This is a genomic window from Occallatibacter sp., from assembly GCF_035317045.1.
In the GTDB taxonomy this organism is placed as follows: Bacteria; Acidobacteriota; Terriglobia; order Terriglobales; family Acidobacteriaceae; genus Telmatobacter.
Genome location: NZ_DATHHT010000039.1, coordinates 162,123 through 179,917, shown reverse-complemented (window position 1 = coordinate 179,917; position 17,795 = coordinate 162,123). Strand labels below are relative to the sequence as shown.

Here is a 17,795-nt window from a genome sequence, read left to right as displayed (position 1 = left end):
TTCATTGTGATGTATCTTGTGCATCTTGAGGGCGGGAATTTGTAACAGTCAGCACGGGTTGTCGATGCAGGAAAGTTGCACGATCGCTCGCGAATCGTACATCGTTCCTATCGTGATGATCGCCGGAATGACCCAGGCTACAATCTGCGCCCCGGGAGAAAAACCAGCTGGCGGGATGATGTGGTGCGCCAACTGGGCTTAAGCGCAATCGCGTCCGGTTCACTTGCCGATCTTCCAGCTGAGCTTGTACATGTCAAAACGCATCTCGTCGGTTCCTGGGACCCGGTGAAGTGAAACTTCACGCCAGCAGTTCTCCGCCGGCGCCGCGGTGTCGTTGCTGTCATCGCGCTTGCATAAACCCATTCCAGCTTCAGGGCTGATGAAGGTCAGCACCCGCCAGCTGGAAGCGTCTTTCGGTACCTCCACCAATACGTAATCGACCGAGGTAAAGGAATTATCCAGATCGCGCAACCCCATGAAATAGGCCTTGTTGTCCCGGATCGCCAAAAGGTAGCGGAGCTTGATATCCCAGATCGGCGTGCCTCCTCCGCCGGCCGCGAAAGCGGTATTCAACGATTTCGGCATGGCCGCCACAATCGCGCACCAGTCCACGCCCGTGCGCTTCGAGGCCTGCATGCAGATTGGATTCGTCTGCTGGCAGCACAGGGGTGAAACTGGCAGCCTCATCCCGAGTTGCTTTGCTGTCTCATCCTGAACTGCTTTCGCTGTCTCAATCGGAATGGGGCGGGCCCCAGGCTTCATCGGTGCGGGATCGGGAATCGCGACACCCGCCGCGATAAATGCCTTCGCCAAATCCTGCTTCTCCGTCAGATCAAATCGGTCATTCGCGGCCAGCGACTGCAAAGGATAGAGAAAACGGGGGTCCTCGAATCGAGTGAGAAACAGATCCTGATACGCATGTGGGCTGGCTCCATTCTCCAGCAGCATCTTCACCGCCTTCGCATTTCCGGCCCGCATTGCCGAGATGAGCAGTCCCTCCTGCTTGTAGTAGTCGTTCGGCACCGTCATGTTCGGATCCAGCCCCGCCTTCAATGCCGAATCAAGCCAGGCGAGCGCCTCCGGTGCATTGGCCGCGCTCTGAAAGAACTCCTGCGCCACCGTCGACTTGCCGTCCGCCGATTTTTGTCGCAGCCCCTGCTCAATCTCCGCCGGTCTCACCCCGGATGTCGTCGCGTCCTTCAGGAACCGCACGTCGGCCGAACTGAGCGCTGCTGCGATGTTCGGAATTGTCATGCGAAGCTGATTGATCGATCGCTGGAAGTCGCCCGCACCCGGCGCGGGAGACGAGGCCGACGTCTCTCCCTCGGGTTCAGCTTCCGGCACAATAACCGCCGTTGTGCTCCGTGCGCCCTTAGCTGGCAACGGCGCCTTGCCATTGCGAACAAACACAAAATCGCCGCCATTGTGGGTGGAGTTCGGAATCACCGCATATTCCGGTGTCTGCGTCGAATTGCCCACTACGGAGTCCTTGATGTTCCCATAGAACAGGCTGCTCGCTGTGAACATCGAGTTCACATTCTCGGCCAGCGCGCGCAGCAGCACGCCTGCAAACACCGAGTGCCCGTCGACGCCGGTGTCTGACACCGTCTCTTCCCCTCCGCTGGCCATCAGGTTGCGCGACTTGCGTCCCAGCATCCGGGCAATCACCGCCGGCGTTCCTGCTTCGATTCCCGATCCCACGCTGCGCGTATTGGCCAGGTCCCCCGAGTAGCAGCTATCCGAGATCACCAGCACATGACGCGCAGGCGCATCGCTCACATCGTTCATCAACTCGTCGGAAATGATGCGGTTTGGGCTAAGCATCGAGTTGGCATCGTACGGCATCCAGTAAGCGCGCTTCGTCTTTGGGTCGAGATAGCCGTGCCCGGCGAAGTAGATCACCAGGTTATCCGCCGGCTGCAGCGTGCCCTCGTATTTTCCCAGCGCATCCAGAATGTTGAAGCGAGTGGCGTCCCCGTTGAGCAAATACTGCACCTTGAATCCATAGCTTTGCTCCAGCACCTTGCCCACGGCCTGTGCATCGTTCACCGGCGTCTTCAGCTGAGGCAGCGGCGCATGGTAATCGTTGATCCCGATAACGAGGGCGTAGAAGTTGCCGATTCCGCCATTGGCCGTTGGTAGCGGCTGTACAGGCTCAAGACCGCGCTGGGGTTGCGCGTGCATAAATGGGGTGACTAAAAAAAGCGTGACAAAGCGCAGCGCGAAGCAGAGCGCGCCGCCGCGGATGCACGAACCTATGCCATGGTGCGGAGTCTTCATCGAAATCAACTCGCGCTCTTGCCGGGGGAAGCAGGAAGGAGGCCAGTGTAGCGCGCCGGAGATTCTTCAAGCGAGTTTTTTGATACTTGAGGTCCCGGCCCGTCTTGATTCCGCATGCACGCCGGACTATTTGAGCGCCGCACAGGCTCGCTTTTCCCTTGCCGCCTTCTTGTAATCTGATTCAAACCCTAACCGCCTGGGCGGGATGGGGAAAACGAGGTCAGACTTGCCGTCAGGGAAATTCGCGCTAACCTACACCGTTAAAAATGAGGCAAGGCTGTTGCCGTCGGCGATTGAATATCATCTTGCCGCGGGATGTTCCCGCATCTACCTCTTCTGGGACAACACCACCGACAACGCGGCAGAGCTGGTAGCGAAATACCCGCAGGTGATTGCGCGCAAATCCTTTCGGCCCGAAGAACTCCACAACCCTCCGGCTTGGCTCACCAAAATTCTCCCTGCCTGGGGTCCCGATCTCGACGTGCGGAAAATCGCCAACACGTTCTACTCTGCGCGGGATGCCGCAAAAGACGGAATCGAATGGCTAGTCGGCATCGATCCCGACGAATTGATCCTGATGTCGCGCGAGGAGCAGGCGCTCGAGAATCACATTCCCCGATACCTCGAAAAGATTCCTGACGACATCGATCAGTTGCAGCTGCCCAATCTCGAATCTGTCCCCACCGCAGCCGAAACAGAGAATCCATTTGCGGATTGCGTCTATTTCCTCAACCGATTCCCCGCCACGGAGGCCGTCTGGCGTTATTCGCGTGCGGCACTGGCTCGCATCACACCGTCTTCTGAAGCGCGGGTCACGCGGTTTCCCAGGCTCATCGCGTGGTACGACTGGCTCTTCTACGAGTTGCGCTTCGCCGGCGCGCTGCACCGGATGATGCGCGAACCTGGCACGCGGCGCAGGATTCCGGGCACTTATTTTCTGGGATACAGCAGCTATAAGTCCTTCATACGAACAGACCGTGTTGCGGACTTCCAGTTCGCCACCCACGGCTGGAAGCCGTTTGCGCGGCAGCCCCGCAGTCTTCGGACCGGTAACGTCCTGCACTTCGATATGCTCGATGCAGCCTACTTTGCTTTAAAATTCAGGCAGCGCCCCGCACCGCGCGACATCTTCTACCTGCGCTACATGCTCGGACTGGTTGCACGCGATCACAGCCCCGAAGAGATCAGGGAGTTCTTCGAAACCTACATCGCCATCCGCGATCCAAAGCGCATCGAATTGCTCAAAAAGAAGGACATCCTCGTCGAGATTCGATCGGCATCGAATCTCCTCAAGAAGCTGCTGAAAACGCCAGCTCCAATCGAGGCCTGACCTCCGCGTTAGCCCTCCAGCGACCGCCTCAGTATCGGTCGCCAAACTCCGGCTCGACCGGGTTCTCGAACAGCGATGCGTCGCGCGTCACGATCGTCAACCCCGACGGCGTAACGAAATAACGTCTCTTGTCTTCGACTGGATCGTAGCCGATGACGGTTCCCTCCGGAATATGCACGTCGCGATCGATGATGGCGCGGCGGATCCGGCAATGACGGCCGATCTGCACATGCGAAAAAATGATGCTGGAGTCGACCTCGGAATACGAGTTAACGCGAACATCCTGCGACAGCACCGAATTCGACACCGAAGCGCCGGAGATGATGACGCCCGCCGTGATCACCGAGTTCATCGCCATGCCGGTTCGGCCGGGCTCGCCAAACACAAATTTAGCCGGTGGATATTGCCGCACGCGGGTCCGCATCGGCCAGTTTTTGTCATACAGATTGAAGACAGGCGAAACCGAGCATAGATCCATGTTGGCTTCGTAGTAAGAATCGAGCGTACCCACATCGCGCCAGTAGAGCGCCGTCTGCTTGTTTTCATCCACGAAGCTGTAGGCCATCATCTTCTTCTTGCCCAGCATGTCGGGAAGAATATTGTGGCCGAAGTCATGTTTGGAGTTGGGATCTTCAGCGTCAGCGATGAGGGCCTTGAGCAAGGTTTCAGTGTTGAAGATGTAGATGCCCATCGAGGCTTCGACCTTGTCGGGATTGAAGGGCGAGCGGAACGTCGTGGAAGCGGGCTTTTCCTGAAATCCCTGCAACTCGCCATTCGTGCCAACGTCAACGACTCCGAAGCGGGGCACCTCATCGGGGGCGATCGGCAATGTCGCCAGGGTCACATCGGCGTGCGTTTCCCGGTGATACTCCAGCATGCGGCTGTAATCCATCTTGTAGATGTGGTCGCCGCTCAGGATGATCATGTGCTTCGGCTGCTCGCTGCCGATCGAGTAGATGTTCTGGTAAACCGCGTCGGCCGTGCCCATGTACCAGTTAGTGCCGGTGCGCTGCATTGGCGGCAAAAGCTCAAAGAACTCTCCCAGCTCCTGAGCCACAATCCCGGTCCAGCCTTCGCGGATGTGCCGGTTGAGCGAGAGCGCCTTGTACTGGGTAAGGATGAAGACCCGGCGCAGACCAGAGTTAATGCAGTTGGAAAGCGTAATGTCGATGATCCGATAGTGACCGCCGAAGGGAACGGCTGGCTTGGCGCGGTCTCGGGTAAGCGGAAAGAGCCGTTCGCCGGCTCCGCCTGCAAGCAAAACACCCAAAGTGTCTTTCATGTCCGTATGAGCCTGCCTTGTCGCGTTGTCTTTCCGGAGCGTTCTCAGCGCGAGACCAATGTGCCGTTATCCGGTACGGCATTTTTCAGAGAAGAACTTCTGCCGTTCGCCTCTGAACGGCGAAGAATACCACACGGAGATAACACGCGCAGCCTGTCCGCGTTACGGCGTATCTACGAGGCCCAGATTCTCAAGAAACGGGACCGATATGAGGGCATTTTCGGGGGGCTTCCGGGTTGAGCTTACCGGTTCTGTCCGCAGATTATCTGCGCTTCGCCTTGAACCGGTACTGCACGCCGACAGAAATCGCAAAGTTCACATCGTTTTGCGTGTACTTTGTGCCGTAGTTGATGCCATACCGGGTAAAAACCGCATCGGGCGTGATCCGGAATACCCACCGCGCAGAGCGGTTCAGGTCAATATGCCCGCCAACAATCGCCCCCAGGGCAAGCTGGTTGGGATAGAAGTCTACCGCCGACGGAGGCAAACCGCGCAGGTCCTTCTCGAACTGACCGTATGCGCCACCCACCATGGCATGCGCAATCAGTGCGCCGTGCTTGTTGTGCGGCCCCAGCCACTCCGGGCCGCCCACAAACAGATACTGCGCGACAAACGGTCCCGAAATGAGCTGCGTGGAAACATTGTTGCCAAGTCCCGCCCCGCTCGTGCCTGCGTATCCCCGGCCGCTTCCTTCGATGGCCCAATGCCTTCTGAACCAATAGGAGCCCGACAGGTCAAGGCCGCCGAGATTTGATCCCTGCTGAAGTGTCGGGCCGGCCTTCATGTGGTCGTACGCCAATCCCAGCGATACATCCCACTTGTTGTCGTACTTCACATTGGCCAGCGGGTCGGTAGCGATGTACGTGCCGTTGCCGGTTGGCTGCTGACTCGTCTGTACAGACGGCTGCACCTGGCTGAACGCGCACGGAACCGCGGCTGACAGACCGAGAACAAGGACTGCCGAAAACAATGAAAACCTTACTGGAAGACGCATCAACACAGAGTTTACAGGACCATACCTTGGAGGGACAATGACCGGAACTGAGAGTTAGACGCAAGCCGGCGAGCAGGGTACCGTGCGATTGCCTCACGGCTCGCAGGTTTCGGTCCATCGTGCGTAAACCAGGTAGCGCATCGTCTTCAGGATTTCCAGCGCCGAAACCGCCTTCGAACCGGAAGCACCCGGCTGCAGCGGTGGTGCCGCATGCAGGCGCCAATCGAGCGGTGTATGGCTGAAGATCATTCCGGCCCGCGGCAGATGATAGGCGCTGGAGACAACCTCCGCTGAGTGCCATCCGTGTGCCTGCATGATCCGCGCTGAGTAGCACGCGTTCTGGATTGTGTCCGTGGCCTTGGTCTCTACAAAGATGGCAGAAGGCGGAATCCCCTGTGCAGCGGCGGCGCCAGCCATCACATCCGCCTCCACGAACTGGTTGTGCGCCGGTCCGCCGGTAAACAACAGACGCGAAGCGATGCCACGCTCATACTCCCGCACAGCTTCGGAAACGCGCGCCAGTTCTTCGGGAGTTGGGTTGCCGTCCCCGTCAGCCGGATAGCCGAGCACGACGATCGCATCGAAGTGATCGCGACTGGTATTGGCAGTGGGCACAAGCCGGCGAGCGACCACAGCCCATCCCACCAGAATCACTCCAGCAAGACCCCCTGCCAGCAAAGCGCGCACAGCCCACCGCTTTTTCCCTAGCTTGATCGGCTTGTAGCGATGCAGGGGTCGACGGGCGGGTGCACGCCGGCGCGTTTGACGGGATGAGGATGCAATGGCCACAGCGGGCTCCCATCCTCCACTCTACGAGCGAAAGCCCGGCGGCACGAGCACGAAGGTATTTACTGAATTGGCGCCCCGGAGTCTCAGCCGAGTTCCGCGGGATGATCCCAGGATGACAAAACCACCTCGCTCAACGCTTTTCGGCTCCGTGGCGACTGCTCCTGCGCCTGATAATGCTCGCTGAGTGAAGACAGGTCGCCATGGTAGCCCATCGCCATCACTGAGCCAATTGCGTACGTCTCGGGGATTTCAAATGCCTCGCGCGCTTTCGCTTGATCAAAGCCGGCCATTTGGTGGGTGGCGATCCCCATCGCGGCCGATTGCAGTGTGATGAAGCCATCCGCGGCGCCGAGATCGTGAATCGCGTAGTTATTCGGGGAGTCATTGTGGCTGAACCGAGTTTTAGCGACACCCAGAATCAGCACCGGCGCGGTCCGCACCCAGGCCTGGTTAAACGGCACAAGAGTCTCGAATATCTTCTTGTAGGTCTCAGAGTTGCGGTGACCTGCGAAGTACCGCCATGGCTGCTCGTTGAAGGAAGACGGCGCCCAGCGGGCAGCCTCGAAAATCGTCCTCAGATCGGAGGGGCTCACGTCCCGGTCGGCAAAGGCGCGGGGACTCCAGCGCTCCAGAATGACGGGCAACACTCCCTCAGTTGAGGGCTGCGCATACTTCATCTTATTGATTTCAGTTGCAGTAAGGGGCATTTTCTTCTCTCCAGCGAAAGCCTTTGTATTCGATGGGATGCGCATGCGCGAGGAAGGGTGCGTACGACGCTCCGATCCGAAGCGTTTCGCCAGCTTTTCGAACTCAGCACCAGCGTTTCCCCGTGTGCCCCCAGTCGCACCGCACTGCGAAACAGACTAAGGCTGCCGTCACATTCCATTCACAGTTTTCTGGAATACTATTGCCTAGCTTTAACTTCCCAGATTCCCGGGAAAGCTTGTTGCTTTTCAGGACGAATACCGCCAATCTTGTGCGGATAAGGGAAAGAATGTGGTCAGGCCTGGAAGAAAAGTCGACGCACCTCAACAGGCTCGATCGTGGCTTCACAACTTGATGGAGGAAGTATGACAGGTTCCAATCTGCGCAAGGGCTTCGCGTGTCTCGCGGCCCTTTTCACTCTGCTTACGTTTGTATCAATAGCCCGAGCCCAATCGGCCGTCGACGGTGCTGTGGGCGGTAACGTTCTCGACAGCACCGGAGCAGTTGTCCCCAATGCTTCGGTTACAGTGCGCAACAACGGCACCAACGCCCAGCAGCAAGCTGTTACTGACGCATCCGGCTACTTTCGCGTCATCCACCTGCAGCCCGGCGTCTATGAGGTCAAAATCGTAGCGGCTGGTTTCGACACCTACGACGCGACAAGCCTGACAGTCCAGGTCGGATCTCTCACGGACGTCGAGGCACGCCTCAAGGTCGGCAGTTCCGCCCAGACCATTGAAGTCACCGGCGAAGCGCCGCTCGTGAATACCACGACACCGGATTTTGCCGGCGTGGTGGACCAGGTCTCGCTCCACGATCTGCCCGAAAACAATTACCGCTGGTCGGCCTTCGCGCTGCTCACTCCGGGCGTGGTGAATGACAGCAACGGATTTGGCTTGCTGAGCTTCCGCGGCCAGAGCACATTGCTTAACAACGTCACAATCGACGGCACCGACGACAACCAGGCCTACTTCTCTGAAGAGCGTGGCCGGACCCGCGCCGGTTACTCGACAATCAAAGCCGCCGTGCAGGAGTTCCAGGTAAACACCTCGAACTACTCGGTGGAATACGGCCGCTCCGCCGGCGGCATCGTCAACTCGATCACCAAGAGCGGATCGAATGCTTTCCACGGCGAAGGCTACTACTACGATCGCGACAGTGCCTGGGCCGCTCAGAACTCCTTCGTCACTCACCCTGTGCAGATCTCTGCGAACCCGGTCACCTACTCCGTCGTTTCCTTCAAACCCACCGATCTGCGGCGTCAATTCGGATTCGGCGTCGGTGGCCCGATCCTTCGCGACAAACTCTTTTTCTTCCTGGCGGCCGACCGCTTCTATCACGATTTTCCGGCAGCTTCCACCATCACGGGCACCAGTGCCAATGCCAATTTTTACAACCTCACTGGCAGCTATGCCCAGTCGCAGATTGCACAGGTCGTCCACAACACCGGGCTCAGCACCACCGACGCCACAACCGTGTATAACAACGGCATCGCCGGCCTCACCTCCATGCTCGGCACCGTTCCCCGCATCGGCAAACAGGTCATCTATTTTCCCAAGCTTGACTGGCAGATAAACCAGCGCAACCACGCCTCGGTTGAGGCCAACCAGATGCGCTGGTCTTCCCCGGCCGGCATCCAGACTGCTCCGGCGGTCGCCTACGGCATGGCCAGCTTCGGCAATGACTACGTGCGCGACAACTGGATCGTCGGCAAGCTCGACAGCTTCCTCACTAACAAATGGAGCAATGAAGCGCGCTTCATGTACGGACGCGATTTCGAGTTTGAGTTCAATCAGGCGCCGACATCCTACGAACAGGCCAACCTGATCAACACACCCAGCGGTTACGCCAATCCCCTGGGTCTGCCACCCAACGTCTTTCTCAGTGGCTTCTTCCAGTTCGGCACAGCGCAGTTCCTCAATCGTGCCGCACTTCCCGACGAGCGCCGCTGGCAGCTGGCCGACACCGTCATCTGGGTCCATGGCAACCACACCATCAAGCTCGGTGAAGATTACATTCACACCGACGATCGGATCTCCAACCTCTTCAACCAGTACGGCGGATTCAGCTACAGCGGCAACACCCCGCTGGGCAATTACATCTCTGACCTTTATCTGTCGCAGAATCCGGTTGCCGGCAAAACCGCCGAAAACTACACCTCCTACAACCAGGGCGTCGGCGCGGCCGGCCTCGAGTTCACCACCGGCGACTACGCGCTCTTTGCGCAGGACGAGTGGAAGGTGAACCCGCGCCTCAGCCTGACCTTGGGCCTTCGCTGGGAATTTGAGAAGTACCCCGACCAGCAACTTCCCAACTCTCTGGTTCCGCAGACCTCATCCCTTCATGACAACAAGGACAACATTGGTCCGCGCGTCGGATTTGCTTATGACGTCTACGGCGGGGGAAGGACGATCCTCCGCGGCGGTTACGGTGAGTTCTTCGCACGCGCTATCAACTCCACGCTTTACCAGGCACTCATTGGCACCGGTGTTTCAGCCGGCCAGGTCAACCCCACTCTCAACCCCGGCACCTCCTGCGCTCCGCAGTTTCCGCAGATCGTTCCGTCCGGTTCCTATGCAAGCTGTCTCCAGGGGTCCAGTGGCAATGCGACCTCCTTCTACATCGACAAGAATTTCAAGGTCCCTGAGATTCACCAGGCCGATCTGTCACTCGAGCAGCAACTAAGCAAAAACGACGTCATGAGCGTGTCCTGGCTCGGATCGTGGGGCCGACGTCTGCCTGACTTCGTCGATACCAACCTGCCCGCGCCTACGCCTGTAACTTTCAACGTTACCGGTGCCGGACCGCTCACCGTGGGAAGCGCCGTCACTGCCAATGTCTATTTCAACACTGCGAACCCCAATCATCGCCCCAACCCCAACTTCAGCTCGATCACAGATATCTTCAGCGGAGTCACCTCGAACTACCAGGCTCTGGTCGCCCAGTTCAAGCACCAGATGTCGTACCACATCTCGTTCGGCTCAAACTTTACCTGGTCGCATGCACTCGACTTCGGTGAAAACAACACCACCGGCGCTTCAGCAACCGCGCTGCTCGATCCCAGTAACATCAAATTCGAGTACGGCAACTCCAACCAGAACGTGCCGTATCGATTCCTGATCTACACTGTTGCGGATTCACCCTGGCATTTTCACGGACCCGTCGGCTACCTGCTGAACGACTTTGAGCTCGCTCCCACTTTCCAAACGCAGAGCGGCTTGCCCTACTCGGTCGGCATCAGCGGATCGTCGGCGAAACTCTATCCCACCGGATCGACAACGCAGCAGTCGATCATCAACACCAGCTCGTTCAACGGCACCGGCGGCTCCAACCGCATTCCCGGACTCGATCGCAATGACTTCCAGTATCCGAAAACCTGGGGAGTCGATCTGCGCGCATCCAAAAAGATCGTCGTCCACGAACACTACGCCTTGGAGTTCCTGGCCGAGGCCTTCAACCTTACCAACCACCAGAATGTCACCGGCGTAGGCGCAACCGCGTATGCGATCTCTGAAAACACCACCACCCACACCAACAACCTGGCGCAGTTCACGGCCACACCGTTCGGTGGGATCACCAGCACCAACAACAGCAACTTCGCCTTCAACGTGCGCCAGTTGCAGATGGCCCTCCGCTTGACCTTCTAACTTGCAGTCGGCCTGAAAACAAAACCGCGACGCTCAAGGGCGTCGCGGTTTTGCTTTGCGCTCATTTTTTTCTCGAACGTCGCTTCGCAAGTGAAGTCCATGCGATCAGCGATGCAAGCTTTTCATCTTGCGTCCAGGGAGGACCGAGTCCGACCCCCAGGTCAGCCAGCCTGCGCTTCATCTCTTCCGGTTCGAGACCCAGTTCCTCGCCCGCCTCGCCCATCAGTTCGCTTTCTTTCGCGGTAAATATCTCGATGCCGCAGCGCCTGCATGCGTGAAGCAGAACGTTTCGAAATAGCTCTCCGTCAGCAGTGTGAATCAGTGCATGAGACGCCAGTATCTGCGGAAGACTCGGGAGCGGTCTGCCGGAGGCAAGCAGCAATCCGCCGCATTGGAGCTCATAGCCCTCCATAAGCAGCCTTTTCTGGACGGATCGAATAGCCTGATGAGCCAGACCTCGCGCCTCTGCTTGTATGTGCGAAATAACACCGCGCGCCTCAGACCTCGGCACCTTCTCCGCGGTGTGATACGGCTGGCGGAACTCATACGTAAATGTCTTGACGAGTTGAGGCCGCTGCCGCAGAAGAACCATCGGCGACCCATCTTCGAGCGCGATCGCGACCAGCGAAGTCCAACCGGAGTGGGCGCGAAAACCAAGGGCCGCCTGGTTCATAGGAACTCCCACCGGAAACGTTCAAAGCCGAAAGTGCGGGCTACGGATAAATCCGATGCAGCGTCCGCGCAAACGGAATCGTTTCCCGCACATGATCGAGCGCGCACACCCACGCCACCACGCGCTCAATGCCCATGCCAAATCCCGCATGCGGCACCGATCCATACCGCCGCAGGTCGAGATACCACTGGAACGCCTCCATCGGAAGCTGATGGTGCTCGATGCGGCTCTTCAGCAGCTCGTAACTCGAAACGCGCTGCGATCCGCCAATGATTTCGCCGTAGCCTTCGGGCGCCAGTACATCCACGCACAGCGCGAAGTTCGGGTCCTTGGGGTCGGGCTCCATGTAGAAGGCCTTCACCGCCGCCGGATAACGATGCACCATCACTGGTCGATCAAACTGCGAACTCAGCCACGTCTCGTCCGGCGAGCCAAAGTCATTGCCGTATTCAAACGGTTGCTCCAGCAGCCCCTTCGCATGCGCATCGTTGAGCATCTTCGCCGCCTCGTCGTAGCGCAGGCGCGGGAACGGCGGAAGGATGTTTTTCAGCTTTTCAGGATCGCGCCCGATCACCTGCAACTCCGGCGCTCGATTCTTGATCACGCTCTGCACAATGTGCGAGAGGTAGTTCTCCGCCAGTTCCATCAGCCCGTCCAGATCGCAATAGGCAACCTCGGGCTCCACCATCCAGAACTCGGTAAGATGCCGCCGCGTCTTCGACTTCTCCGCCCGGAACGTCGGCCCGAAGCTATACACCTTTCCCAGCGCCAATGCAGTTGACTCGATATAAAGCTGCCCCGACTGCGTGAGGTACGCCGGGTCGCCAAAGTAATCAACCGGAAACAAGGTCGAGGTGCCTTCACAAGCCGCCGGCGTCAAAATCGGCGGATCGGTCCGGATGAAACCGTTAGTGTCAAAATACTCAGCCGCCGCCCGCATGATCTCCGCGCGAATGCGCAAGATGGCCGATTGCCGCGGCGACCGCACCCACAGATGCCGATGCTCCATCAGGAAATCGACGCCGTGCTCCTTCAGCGTGATCGGATACGGATCCGACTCCGGTACGCGCTGGATCACGTCGATATCCTCGACATCCAGCTCGAACCCGCCCGGCGCGCGCTTGTCCGCCCGCACCTTGCCGGTGACAATCACCGACGACTCCTGCGTCAGGCCCTTCAGTGCCTCAAACACCTCAGGCCGCACACTCTTCACGTGCGCCACACCCTGCACCGTGCCCGTTCCATCACGAAAGATAGGGAACAGCAGCTTGCCCGATTCGCGTGAGTTGTAAAGCCATCCCTTGATCTGGACAGACTGGCCTTCATGCTTGCCCAGCGTTGCAATGGTGGCAACGGGCGCAGCAGGGACGGCGGTTTCACTGGTAACGGCGGGAGCGGTTTCTTCAGGCATGGTTCAACTCTCTTGGGTGCCCCATCCATTTCGCGCTTTTGCGAAATGGGTGGGAAATGACTCCGTCGTACCTGTTCTATTTATTCAGAGCGGGTATCACCGGACCCTTTAGGATAACGCGCGGTGTCGCCGCCGGGCGTGACCGCCGCAACACGGCGCATTCGCCGCATCCTGCCCCTTTGATTTATCGTCCATAACGTATGGCTACTAATCCCAAGCCCCAGCCAGACGTCTCCAGTCAGCCGCACCCCACCCCCGAAGCAGAGGAAGTCTTCCGCCGCTGGGTCCGCTTCCTCGACGAAGAGTTCTATCGCCATCGCTCTCCCGAGCGCCGCGCCGAGATTGTCCGCGACCAGCTCTACCAGCTTTACCTCGGGCGCCCCCACGGCGGAAAACCGAACGTCACGCTCTCAAGTGAGTTGCCGGGAAACGTCCTTGGCATGTCGCTCGACCCCGAGAACGTCACGCTCGAGGCCGAGTACTTCGGTGGCATCGATGTGGCGGAGTTCGCTATCCGCAAGCCGCTTCTCTGGTTCTGGAAGATGTTCGACCGCTCCCCGATCGGTCTCAACCTCTGGCTGGGCATGCGCTTTCGCTGCATGCTGGGGCGTCACATCTTTGACCACATGGGATCCGGCGTCAAGATCCACAACGGCGTCGACCTCACCTATGGCTACAAGCTCTCTGTTGGCGACGGCGCAGTTATCCACCAGGGCGTGCTGCTCCACGACCGCGGCGGCATCACCATCGGCAAAAACGCCGTAATCGGATCATTCGTCCGTATCTTCTCGCACAGCTACTCCAACAACGGCGCCGGGGAAGATGTAAAGCTCCAGCCAACCACCATCGGCGACGGCGCACGCATCGGCAGCCACGAAATCATCATGGGTGGCACCACCATCGGCGCCGGTGAGGTCATCGGACACTATCCGGCCTACAAGGTCTAGCGGCGATGAAACTGCCGTGCAGCGCACCATGCTAACCTGAGCTTTCCAAATCCAGGGAGTGTCTGGTGCAGTCTGCCGAATTTGCAATCGCAGTCTTTGAGTTTGTTCTGCTCATCTTCTCGTTGAGCGTTCACGAGTGTTCCCATGCCTGGGTGGCGTCGCGCCTCGGCGATCAGACCGCGCGGCTCCAGGGCCGCGTCACCCTCAACCCCATCTACCACATCGATCCAGTCGGCACCCTCATCATGCCCGCCATCATCATCTTCGGTCCGCTCATCGGCTTCAGCCTCTTCAGCGGAGTCCTCATCGGATGGGCCAAACCAACTCCCGTCATCAGCCGCAACTTCGCCAAAATCCGCCGCGACGAAAATCTCGTCACGCTGGCTGGGCCTGCTTCGAACCTCCTGCTGGCTGTAATCGCCACTGTGATTCTCCTTGTCGTCATCCACGCCGCGCCGGGCGGACGCCAGATCGTCAACTTCACCCTTCACGGCGTCCTTCTGCCCAACGCGTCGCCGGCGGTGCAAGCTGTAGTTTTGCTGGGCATCGCCGCTGTGCAGATCAATCTGGCGCTTCTGTTCTTCAACCTGCTTCCCATTCCGCCGCTCGATGGCAGCCAGTTACTCCGCAATGTGCTTCCGTACAACGCTGTGCAGACCTACGACCGCATTCCCATGTGGATAAGCTGGATTCTGATGATCCTCGTCGGCGGCTACATCATGCGCCTGCTTTTGGCCCCCGCATTCACGGTGGTGCTATTCGTGCTGAGCCGCGGATAACGGCACGTGCAACCGCTACAATAAATCAAGCCTCACTTTGGCCTTTCTGATCAAACTTGGGCGACGCATCCCGGCCTCACTCCGGAATCGAAAAAAGAATGTCTGACACTGTATCTCCATCCTCTCGCCCGCGCGTTCTCAGCGGCATGCGCCCCACGGGCAAGCTCCATCTGGGCAACTACATGGGCGCCCTCGCCAACTGGGTCAAGCTCCAGGACAGCGGCCAGTACGAGTGCTACTTCTTCATAGCCGACTGGCATGCCCTCACCACCGACTACGCGGATACATCAAACATCGAGCCAAACTCGCGCGAAGTTATCCTCGATTACCTCGCTGCAGGGCTCGACCCGGCGAAAACTGTCCTGTTCCAGCAGAGCCGTATTTCTCAGCACGCTGAGCTGCCGCTGCTGCTCGGTATGATCACCCCTCTCGGTTGGCTCGAACGCGTCCCCAGCTACAAGGAGATGCAGGAAAACCTGACCAACAAGGACCTGACCACCTACGGCTTCCTCGGCTACCCCGTCCTCATGGCATCCGACATTTTGCTCTATCAGCCGAAATATGTCCCGGTAGGACAGGACCAGCAAGCCCACGTCGAACTTACCCGTGAAGTGGCCCGCCGCTTCAATAACTTTTACAAACTGAACAACCGCGAAGTCCTGCCCGAACCCGACGTCCTGCTGACCCCGTCGCCCAAACTCCCCGGAACCGACGGCCGCAAAATGTCGAAGAGCTACGGCAACACCATCCTCATCAGCGACCCCGAACCCATCGTCCGCCAGAAGCTCAAGACCATGGTCACCGACCCGGCCCGCATTCGCCGCAAAGACCCGGGTGACCCCGACAAGTGCCCCGTCGGCGACCTCCACAAAGTCTTCTCCACACCGGAGACGCTGGCCAAGGTCTACGATGGCTGCAGGTCAGCAGGAATCGGATGCATCGAGTGCAAAGGCTGGGCTGCCGACGCCCTCGTCCAGATCCTGAATCCCATCCAGGAGCGGCGCGCCCGCTTCACCCCCGGCGAGGTTGAGGATATCCTCAAAGATGGCTCCGATCGCGCACGCACCCGCGCCGAGCAAACCATGGTCGAGGTGCGAGCGGCAATGAAACTGACACCAGCCGCGAAGTAAACAAACCAGGTAAATTCCTCTGAAGTCGAGATTTTCTTTGAGCGAAGCTCCCAAAAACCCGGAGACCGATCCGAACATCGATCCAGTAAAAAAGGACCCCATCAAGGAGCCCCCGCAGGCGCCGCATCCCGTCGAGGATCCCGAGCCTGGCCATCGCGGCCCTGTCACCGATCCTGATCCCGAACCGGAGCCCGACTCGCCCGAGCCAACGCCGGAGCCTCCGCATGGCGATCCGCCATCGAAAGAGCCCGGGGTGAACGCTGCGCCACGGCTCGTGCTTACATCCAAGCCGGTCCCTGAGGACAAGCCGGCCAAGGCCGCTCCCGCAAAACCGAAGAGGCCGGAAGAAGAGAACGAGCAGTCGCCGTTTTCAGTTACCGTGGGCCAGGTCTACGATGGCCCGCTCGACCTGCTGCTCGACCTCATCCGCAAGCAGGACATCGACATCTACGACATTCCGATCGCCAAGATCACAGCACAGTTCCTCGCCTACGTTGACAAGCTGAAGGCGACGGACATGGACGTGGCCGGTGATTTCATCTACACCGCATCGCTGCTCATCCACATCAAGAGCAAGATGCTGCTCCCGCGCTCGCCCGCCGGCCCCAACGACGATGGCGACGACCCGCGACGCGAACTGGTCGAGCGTCTCCTCGAGCACGAGCGCTTCAAAAACGCCGCCCAGATGCTGCAGCAGAAGCAGATGCTCGAAGCCGCCACCTGGACCAACCCCGGCGTCCGCGAATTCAAAGAGGACGCAGCGGCCGAGCCCGAAATCGCCGCCGACACCGTCGACCTGGTGCGCATCTTCCGCGACATCCTCGAGCGCGCCCGCAATCGCCCCACCTTCAACGTGCAGGACGACTCCATCACCGTCGGCCAGATGATCCAGTTCCTCACCCGCCGCCTCTCCATGGAAGACCGGCCGCTCTCTCTCCGCAAGCTGCTCAGCCACAGCAAGTCCCAGCGCGCCCTCGTCGCCATGTTCCTCGCGCTCCTCGAACTCGTTCGCCTTCAGGCGATTCTGCTCCGTCAGGACCGTGCCTTCTCCGAGATCTTCATCAAGAAGAGCACCGGCTTCGACGCCGTCGTGAACGAAGGCGTCGCCAACGCCACCGATGAATGGCGATAGCGCCAGGGATTCGACCAGCGTTATAACATTTGTTATAATATGAGTCGCCAGGTACAGACCATGCCGACAACTGCCAAAATCATCGCGATTGGAAACTCAGTCGGAATCGTTTTGCCGAAAGAAACTCTTGCCCGCTTAAAGCTTGAGAAGGGTGACACCGTGTGTCTTTCTGAGACTCCATACGGTGCCCATCTGACGCCTTACGACGAGCAGTTCAATCGCAAGGTCGAAGCGACCGAAAAGGTTATGAAGAAGTATCGCGATGCTCTTCGGAAACTCGCCAAGTAAATGGCAGAGCCCATCTGGATGGAAGTTGCCGATGCGGTGATGGCACACGATGCCGAACTCACGGCTCACGGAGGCTCCGAAGGCGTTCGCGATCCTGGGCTCTTGGAGTCCGCTCTTGCTCGACTGAGAAACATCTGGAACTACGCTGATTCGCATCCGCCCCTGAACCGCTTGGCGGCTGCGTATGCCTTTGGAATCTCGGCAAACCATCCTTTCGTGGATGGAAACAAGCGAACCGCGCTCGTAGTCTCCTTTGCATTCTGCGAAGTGAACGGTCTGGAAATGACAGCAGGACAGGAAGATGCCTACCTGACGTTTCTGGCTCTCGCCGCCGGTGAAATCTCCGAGGATCAGCTGGTCGACTGGTTCGCGCGCAATACCATCTCATGAGCTGCGCACAGAATATAC

The 17,795-nt window shown here is 58.9% G+C and carries 15 protein-coding genes; 8 read left to right on the top strand and 7 right to left on the bottom strand.

Annotation, left to right across the window (positions count from 1 at the left end; genetic code table 11):
- Nucleotides 1-219: 219 nt before the first annotated feature.
- Nucleotides 220-2,280: a caspase family protein gene (locus VK574_RS19160; protein ID WP_472801480.1), complete on the bottom strand. Its 2,061-nt coding sequence runs from the start codon at nucleotides 2,278-2,280 to the stop codon at nucleotides 220-222.
- Nucleotides 2,281-2,506: 226 nt separating this feature from the next.
- Between VK574_RS19160 and VK574_RS19155 the strand changes: the two genes are divergently transcribed.
- Nucleotides 2,507-3,610 (top strand): glycosyltransferase family 2 protein, encoded by a 1,104-nt coding sequence (locus tag VK574_RS19155; protein ID WP_472801479.1) that lies wholly within the window; start codon nucleotides 2,507-2,509, stop codon nucleotides 3,608-3,610.
- A gap of 28 nt (nucleotides 3,611-3,638) precedes the next feature.
- Here the strand turns inward: VK574_RS19155 and glgC are convergent, their stop codons facing one another.
- From glgC to VK574_RS19135, 4 genes are all read right to left on the bottom strand, one after another.
- Entirely contained in the window at nucleotides 3,639-4,940 is a 1,302-nt protein-coding gene (gene glgC, locus VK574_RS19150; protein ID WP_472801492.1) for a glucose-1-phosphate adenylyltransferase, read from the bottom strand.
- Between the two features lie 214 nt (nucleotides 4,941-5,154).
- Nucleotides 5,155-5,862, bottom strand: coding sequence for a hypothetical protein (locus VK574_RS19145; RefSeq protein ID WP_472801478.1), 708 nt, complete (start codon nucleotides 5,860-5,862; stop codon nucleotides 5,155-5,157).
- Nucleotides 5,863-5,979: 117 nt separating this feature from the next.
- Nucleotides 5,980-6,675 carry a YdcF family protein gene (locus VK574_RS19140; protein WP_472801477.1) on the bottom strand — a complete coding sequence of 232 codons (696 nt, stop codon included), beginning with the start codon at nucleotides 6,673-6,675 and terminating at the stop codon, nucleotides 5,980-5,982.
- Nucleotides 6,676-6,758: 83 nt separating this feature from the next.
- Nucleotides 6,759-7,382: a nitroreductase family protein gene (locus VK574_RS19135; RefSeq protein ID WP_472801476.1), complete on the bottom strand. Its 624-nt coding sequence runs from the start codon at nucleotides 7,380-7,382 to the stop codon at nucleotides 6,759-6,761.
- Nucleotides 7,383-7,745: 363 nt separating this feature from the next.
- Here VK574_RS19135 and VK574_RS19130 point away from each other — a divergent pair, with 363 nt between their 5' ends.
- A complete protein-coding gene (locus VK574_RS19130) occupies nucleotides 7,746-11,027 on the top strand; it encodes a TonB-dependent receptor (protein WP_472801475.1) in 3,282 nt (1,093 codons plus the stop codon).
- A 61-nt stretch (nucleotides 11,028-11,088) separates the two neighbouring features.
- On the opposite strand, the gene VK574_RS19125 is transcribed toward VK574_RS19130, so the two are convergent.
- Nucleotides 11,089-11,700: a hypothetical protein gene (locus VK574_RS19125; RefSeq protein WP_472801474.1), complete on the bottom strand. Its 612-nt coding sequence runs from the start codon at nucleotides 11,698-11,700 to the stop codon at nucleotides 11,089-11,091.
- Between the two features lie 40 nt (nucleotides 11,701-11,740).
- The gene (gene asnS, locus VK574_RS19120; protein ID WP_472801473.1) at nucleotides 11,741-13,111 is read right to left on the bottom strand and encodes an asparagine--tRNA ligase; all 1,371 of its coding nucleotides are present in this window, start codon (nucleotides 13,109-13,111) and stop codon (nucleotides 11,741-11,743) included.
- A gap of 200 nt (nucleotides 13,112-13,311) precedes the next feature.
- Between asnS and VK574_RS19115 the strand changes: the two genes are divergently transcribed.
- The 6 genes from VK574_RS19115 (at nucleotide 13,312) to VK574_RS19090 (ending at nucleotide 17,777) form a co-directional block, all read left to right on the top strand.
- A complete protein-coding gene (locus tag VK574_RS19115; RefSeq protein WP_472801472.1) occupies nucleotides 13,312-14,058 on the top strand; it encodes an acyltransferase in 747 nt (248 codons plus the stop codon).
- Between the two features lie 65 nt (nucleotides 14,059-14,123).
- Nucleotides 14,124-14,837, top strand: a complete 714-nt coding sequence (locus VK574_RS19110) for a site-2 protease family protein (RefSeq protein WP_472801471.1) — start codon at nucleotides 14,124-14,126, stop codon at nucleotides 14,835-14,837.
- A 98-nt stretch (nucleotides 14,838-14,935) separates the two neighbouring features.
- Nucleotides 14,936-15,967: a tryptophan--tRNA ligase gene (trpS, locus tag VK574_RS19105; RefSeq protein WP_472801470.1), complete on the top strand. Its 1,032-nt coding sequence runs from the start codon at nucleotides 14,936-14,938 to the stop codon at nucleotides 15,965-15,967.
- A gap of 37 nt (nucleotides 15,968-16,004) precedes the next feature.
- Nucleotides 16,005-17,099, top strand: coding sequence for a segregation and condensation protein A (locus tag VK574_RS19100; RefSeq protein WP_472801469.1), 1,095 nt, complete (start codon nucleotides 16,005-16,007; stop codon nucleotides 17,097-17,099).
- Between the two features lie 60 nt (nucleotides 17,100-17,159).
- The gene (locus tag VK574_RS19095; protein WP_472801468.1) at nucleotides 17,160-17,387 is read left to right on the top strand and encodes an AbrB/MazE/SpoVT family DNA-binding domain-containing protein; all 228 of its coding nucleotides are present in this window, start codon (nucleotides 17,160-17,162) and stop codon (nucleotides 17,385-17,387) included.
- Nucleotides 17,388-17,777: a type II toxin-antitoxin system death-on-curing family toxin gene (locus VK574_RS19090; RefSeq protein ID WP_472801467.1), complete on the top strand. Its 390-nt coding sequence runs from the start codon at nucleotides 17,388-17,390 to the stop codon at nucleotides 17,775-17,777.
- The last annotated feature ends 18 nt before the right edge of the window (nucleotides 17,778-17,795 follow it).

Excerpts from the sequence above, each read along its gene's own strand:
- VK574_RS19130 (WP_472801475.1), top strand. The coding sequence starts at position 7,746 with ATGACAGGTTCCAATCTGCGCAAGGGCTTCGCGTGTCTCGCGGCCCTT.
- VK574_RS19095 (WP_472801468.1), top strand. The coding sequence starts at position 17,160 with ATGCCGACAACTGCCAAAATCATCGCGATTGGAAACTCAGTCGGAATC.
- trpS (WP_472801470.1), top strand. The coding sequence starts at position 14,936 with ATGTCTGACACTGTATCTCCATCCTCTCGCCCGCGCGTTCTCAGCGGC.
- VK574_RS19135 (WP_472801476.1), bottom strand. The coding sequence starts at position 7,382 with ATGCCCCTTACTGCAACTGAAATCAATAAGATGAAGTATGCGCAGCCC.
- VK574_RS19125 (WP_472801474.1), bottom strand. The coding sequence starts at position 11,700 with ATGAACCAGGCGGCCCTTGGTTTTCGCGCCCACTCCGGTTGGACTTCG.
- VK574_RS19115 (WP_472801472.1), top strand. The coding sequence starts at position 13,312 with ATGGCTACTAATCCCAAGCCCCAGCCAGACGTCTCCAGTCAGCCGCAC.
- VK574_RS19090 (WP_472801467.1), top strand. The coding sequence starts at position 17,388 with ATGGCAGAGCCCATCTGGATGGAAGTTGCCGATGCGGTGATGGCACAC.
- asnS (WP_472801473.1), bottom strand. The coding sequence starts at position 13,111 with ATGCCTGAAGAAACCGCTCCCGCCGTTACCAGTGAAACCGCCGTCCCT.
- VK574_RS19160 (WP_472801480.1), bottom strand. The coding sequence starts at position 2,280 with ATGAAGACTCCGCACCATGGCATAGGTTCGTGCATCCGCGGCGGCGCG.